The sequence below is a fragment of the Dietzia sp. DQ11-71 genome, assembly GCF_014144995.1.
Taxonomy (GTDB): Bacteria; Actinomycetota; Actinomycetes; order Mycobacteriales; family Mycobacteriaceae; genus Dietzia; species Dietzia kunjamensis.
This window is the reverse complement of the sequence record NZ_JAALDT010000083.1, coordinates 1-5,322: the sequence shown is the minus strand read 5'-3', so window position 1 is coordinate 5,322 and position 5,322 is coordinate 1. Positions and strand designations below refer to the sequence as shown.

The window sequence follows — 5,322 nt, the reverse complement described above, 5'->3', positions numbered from 1 at the left end:
CGTGCCGGGCGCGCCCGACCCCCAGGAGGAGGGCGATCACGGCGGTCGAGGCGAGGATGCCCGACGGGGGGGACGCCGACCGCCGCGTTGGCCGCGACGAGGGCGGCCCACTGGGTCACGACGACGGCGGCGCCGAGAACCACGTGGCGCGCGGAGGGCCGGGTGGAGACGACGACGAGGACGGTCGTCATGCTCACGAGGAGGACCGGCAGGGTCAGGAGAGCCGACCAGTATCCGAGTTCCGCGACGTCCTGACCGCCGAGCTCCGCGGCCACGAGGGTGCCGGGGCCGAGGGAGCCCCACGGGACCAGGACCAACCCGAGCAACCCCGTGACGACGGCCTTCACCGGCGACAGTCCCATCCGGACGAGAAGCGGGGCGGTGATCACCACGCCGAGTCCGAAGCCGGTGACCGACTCCATGAACGGGGTCAACCCGAAGACCAGCAGCAGGATCGCGGGCACCCGGTCGTCGCCGGAGCCGACTCGTTCGAGCCATCCGGCGATGTGATCCCTGCTCCCGGTCGCCGACAGGGCGGTGGCCAACAGGACGCCGCCGAGGAGGATGAGAGCGACCTCGAGGACCGTCGGCCCGAGTTGCGCCAGTGAGGCGAGGACCTCGTCGTCGTCGGGCCGGAAAACGGTGATCGCACCGACGAGCGCGGCCACCAGGCCGGCGCTTCCCGCCAGGAGAGAGGGGGAGCGGAGCGCCAACAGGGCCAGGACCACCACGACCGGCGCGACGGCGGCGCCGGTCTGCACGAGAGCGCTCACTGCACCCAACCTACCCAGGTGGCCCGGGGCCAGCGGTTGCGAGAGCGCCGGACGGCGAGCAGCCTCGTCACACAACTGCGGGCGCAACCGCGGGCGTGTGAGACGTCGACGCGATCCGCGGCCGACCGCCCGAGACACCGACGGAGAGGAGCACCGTGGACGCCACCGAAGTCGCCGACCGGGTCCACCGCCTGGCGCATGCCCACGTCAACTGTTATCTCGTGGAGGACGATGACGGGGTGACCCTCGTCGACGCCGGCCTGCCGAGCATGTGGGACCTCATGACCGAGACACTCCGTCGGCTGGGCCGTGGTCCCGCCGACGTGCGGGCTCTCGTACTCACCCACGGGCACTTCGACCACGTCGGCTTCGCACGGCGCGCCCGGGTCGAGCTGGAGGTGCCGGTGCTGGTGCACCCCGCTGACGGACACCTGGCCGCGCACCCCTACAGCTACATACCCCAGCGCAACCGCTTCCTGTACCCGTTCACCCATCCCCGGTCGCTTCCCGTGCTCGGAAGGATGGCCATGGCCGGCGCTCTCACGATCAAGGGGGTCGAGGACACCGAGGAGCTACCGGTGGGTCCCGCTCTCGACGTCCCGGGTCGTCCCGTGGCGATGTTCGCCCCCGGGCACACCGGAGGACACTGCATCCTGCACCTACCCGACCGGGACACGGTCCTCAGCGGGGACGCCCTGGTCACCCTGGACCCGTACACCGGCGCCACGGGACCGCAGATCGTCGCCTCGGCGGCCACGGCCGACACCGCCCGCGCGATGGAGTCTCTCGGCCCGGTCGCCGCCACCGGGGCCTCGACCGTCCTGCCCGGCCACGGGGACCCCTGGACCCACGGAGTCGACGCCGCGGTCGGACACGCCCGCGCCGTCGGCGAACACTGATCAGAGCGCATCACTGCACGAGAGCAGGGAGACCCGAGGGGAGGAGTGTCTGGCGGAGGTCAGGGGAGAGCTGACGAGACGCGCAGCCGCGGCGTCAGCTGATCCGGAGAGGGCTCGTCGCCCCCCTCGACGGTGGCGATGAGTGCGTCAGCGTGGGAAATCAACCCGGTCGCATCGATCCCGTGAGGCGCGGGGCCGCCGCCGTGGCCGATACGTTCGGCGGCACGGGCGAGCAGCGACAATGCCCCCTTGGTGTTGCCGCGCTGGATATGGGTGATGCCGACCGCCAACTGGGCCAGGCCCTGCCAGAGCATGCGCTCGTCATCGGGACTGGCCTTCCAGGCACCCTCGAGAACTTCGTGGGCATTGAACGCGAGGCCGCGGTCCAGCAGATCCTGTGCCCATTCCAGCGATCGGGCGGGGGGCAGATCGAGATCCTCGGGGATACGCTCGACACCGACGCTGCCGATCGGCAATGGCCGACCGAGTTCATCGCGAGGGCGCGAATTGCGCGCGCGGCCGTCTTCGTCGCGATCACGGTCCATGCCGGGTGGGGTGCGCATGGCGCCATCGTCCCATCTGTTGACGACGGCCGGCCACCTCGGACACGGGCCCCGATGGTGACACGTCGCGCGCGCTCTCCTCCGCGCGCGCTCCGTAGGCTTGTCCCATGACGTTGCATCATGTTCGACGCGGGCAGGGGAGCCCTCTACTTCTCGTGCACGGACTCGGCGCGGGGTGGCGATCGTGGGAACCCATCATCGACGATCTGGCAGCGCGTCGCGAGGTCATCGCGGTCGACCTGCCGGGTTTCGGTGAGTCCCCACCGCTGGAGGGTGAGGTGTCCATAGCGGCGCTGGCTGACGCCGTCGCCCGGTTCATCGAGGAGACGGGTCTGGACGGGGTGTCCACGGCCGGACATTCGATGGGTGGGCGGATCGTTCTCGAGCTGGCCCGGCGCGGCGTCGGTGGTGACACCGTGGCGCTGGACCCCGGCGGATTCTGGAGTGATCGCGAGCTGGCGATCTTCAGCGCCACCCTGCGGCCGTCGATCGCCCTGGTCAGCGCTGTGCGCGGAGCGCTCCCGGCACTCCTGGGCAATCCGATGAGTCGGACCGCCCTGCTGGCGCAGTTGTCGGCGCGGCCATGGGCGCTGTCGGCACAGACCGTGCTGCCTGACGTGGCCGGGCTGGCGGACGCACCGGCGACGGGCCCGGCGATGGACGCGCTCACGAAGGGCCCCCCGCAGCAGGGTGCCCCCGCGGGCACGGTCCCGGGACGGGTCACCATCGGGTGGGGGCGTCGCGATCTGGTGACACTCCCGGCCCAGGCCCGGCGAGCCGCCCGCGCGTTCCCCGACGCGACACTGCACTGGTTCGATAGGTGCGGCCACTTCCCGCAATGGGACGCGCCCCGCGAAGCGAGTCGGCTCATCCTGGACCGGACCAGTTGACCCGGCGCATTCCGCGGTAGTGGTGTGGTGACCACCATGGGCGGTTGCGCCCGCACGAAGCTCTGCCACCATGGGCGGATGATGCGTCACACGCGCGACCGGGGGAGACCGCCATCAACGTGGCGGAGTAGCCCACCGCGAGGCGGGGGTGGAGAAGCCCGGGAGTCGAACAGCCGGGCCGGACGATGAAACACCTCGCGTCCGCCATTGCATTGAGTTCCACTGCACCGAGTTTCGCTGCGCTGAGTTCGGTGCTGAGAATGCGAAGTACGTTCCGCCGAGGGATGTGGACGACCGAACTGCGGATGCACGTGGATGCGGAGACGGTGTGGTCAGTCATCACCGATGTGCAGACCTGGCCGCGATGGGGGCCCACCGTCTCAGGGGCGCGGATCGACGGTGACTCCGGCCTGACGGGCGGCGCGCGAGGGACGGTCACGACCGCGGTGGGGCTGTCCCTGCCCTTCGAGATCACCGAGTTCGTGGAGCGGCGGCTCTGGGCGTGGAAGGTGGCAGGAGTGAGCGCTACCCGGCACGAGGTGATCGAGGTACCGCGTGGTTGTGTCCTCAGCTTCGGTGCTCCGGTCTGGGCGGCGGGATACCTGCCGGTGCTGGCGATCGCGCTGCCGCGCATCGAACGGATCTCCGTCGAACGAGCTCACTGAGAGGCGTCGGCGTGGATCGCGCAGCAGGACGGTGGCATGTGACCACCGCGCCGATGGGGATGGGACAGCGGTATTCGAACTTTACATAATGTAGATTATCGGCACTTCGGGAGTGGGTGGTCCGGCGAGAAGCTTCCGGAGTTCGTCACCATCCGCCGTGCACACTGCCACGAATGGTCACTGAGGCGACACCGTGTCGCTCGGTAGAGAAAGGTGCGACATCATGCGCGGATCAGTCGAGAACGCTTTCATGCTCATCCACAACCCTCTGGTGGATCTCTACCAGTGGCTCCTCAGTGTCCTCCCGGCGGACATGACCTGAGTTCTGCAATGGCCTGAGTTCCCCGGCGGCGATCCGTCGCCGTCGTTCGTTGCGAGGCCCCGGGTCGTGGACGTCGTCGGTTTACCGTGCGAATCCGCACCTGGGCCTCGCGGCATCTATCCGCCACTGTTGCCGGTGGTCCCGCCAGTCAGCTCCGATTCGACACTGTGACGTTTCGGGGGTGGGTGTCCCCGACGCAGTACGCCTGCGGGGTCATCCGCCCAGAGCCGCCGGCTGCCTGTCAGTCCACGGCAGTGCCTGCTCCAGCTGGCCGGCCAGACGCAGCAGCATCGACTCGCCCCCGAGTCCGGCGGTGAAGTGCACCCCCATGGGGACGCCCTCGGGCGTCCAGTGCAGCGGAAGCGACAGCGCCGGCCGACCGGTCAGGTTGGCCAGCTGGGTGTACGGCACCCAGCTCAGGTTGGCGTCGATGAGCGACTCCACGAATCCCGAGTACCGCAGCAGCGGAGCTGTGCGCGTCGCGAGCAAAGCGGTCGCCGCGCGACGCGCGAGCGGCGGCGTGTCGAGCGCGCCGATGTGGGGCGGGAGATCTGCGAGCGTCGGCGTCATGAGCAAGTCGTAGCCCTCGAAGAAGCTGGTGAGTTCGCCGACGTACTGATCCCGCCGCATCACGGCATCGAGATAGTCCACGCTGCTCTGCGCCCGGCCGAGTGCCGCCACGATCCGCGTGTCCGTCTCGAAGTCCCGGTCGGCGCACCCCGTCCGGCGCTTGGTGTCCTCGACCGACCACGCGAGGTAGGCGAACCAGCTGGTGAGGAAATCGCGGGCCAGAGCCAGGTCGTCCACGGGCTGTGACTCGAGGATGTCGACGTGGTGGCCGAGATCCTCGAGCGCTCTGGCGGCGGTCTCCACAGCGACGAGAGCCTGAGGGTGGGGTGAGGAATTGATCGAGGACGCGGTGCACACGCCGATCCGCAGACGTCCGGGTTCCGCCCCCACCTGGGACCGGAACGACTCCGACGGGGTGGCCGGGACGTACGGCCCGCCCGGCTCCCCTCCCATCAGGACGTCCAGCATCGCAGCCGAGTCGCGAACCGACCGCGAGATGACGCCATTGGTGGCCGCGCCGTGCATCGCCTCGCCGCGCGCGGGCCCCATCGGGACCAGTCCGCGGCCGGGTTTGAGGCCGACGAGCCCGCAGCACGCGGCCGGGATGCGGATCGAACCGCCGCCGTCGCTCGCCCCGGCG

6 protein-coding genes are annotated in these 5,322 nt (G+C 70.0%); 3 read left to right on the top strand and 3 right to left on the bottom strand.

Going from position 1 to position 5,322, the window contains the following annotated elements:
- Positions 1-773, bottom strand: a 773-nt coding sequence (locus tag G6023_RS03485; protein WP_347570710.1) for an L-lactate permease, incomplete at its 3' end; no start/stop codon positions are given.
- Between the two features lie 155 nt (positions 774-928).
- Between G6023_RS03485 and G6023_RS03480 the strand changes: the two genes are divergently transcribed.
- Positions 929-1,672 carry an MBL fold metallo-hydrolase gene (locus tag G6023_RS03480; protein ID WP_182634092.1) on the top strand — a complete coding sequence of 248 codons (744 nt, stop codon included), beginning with the start codon at positions 929-931 and terminating at the stop codon, positions 1,670-1,672.
- A 59-nt stretch (positions 1,673-1,731) separates the two neighbouring features.
- Here G6023_RS03480 and G6023_RS03475 read toward each other — a convergent pair whose 3' ends face one another.
- Complete coding sequence (locus G6023_RS03475; protein ID WP_182634091.1) at positions 1,732-2,235, bottom strand: DUF309 domain-containing protein; 504 nt, start codon at positions 2,233-2,235, stop codon at positions 1,732-1,734.
- Positions 2,236-2,342: 107 nt separating this feature from the next.
- Between G6023_RS03475 and G6023_RS03470 the strand changes: the two genes are divergently transcribed.
- A complete protein-coding gene (locus G6023_RS03470; RefSeq protein WP_182634090.1) occupies positions 2,343-3,125 on the top strand; it encodes an alpha/beta fold hydrolase in 783 nt (260 codons plus the stop codon).
- 284 nt (positions 3,126-3,409) lie between these two features.
- The gene (locus tag G6023_RS03465) at positions 3,410-3,790 is read left to right on the top strand and encodes an SRPBCC family protein (protein ID WP_132063357.1); all 381 of its coding nucleotides are present in this window, start codon (positions 3,410-3,412) and stop codon (positions 3,788-3,790) included.
- A 535-nt stretch (positions 3,791-4,325) separates the two neighbouring features.
- Here G6023_RS03465 and G6023_RS03460 read toward each other — a convergent pair.
- The coding region (locus tag G6023_RS03460) for an amidase (protein ID WP_182634089.1) at positions 4,326-5,322 on the bottom strand (997 nt) is incomplete at its 5' end.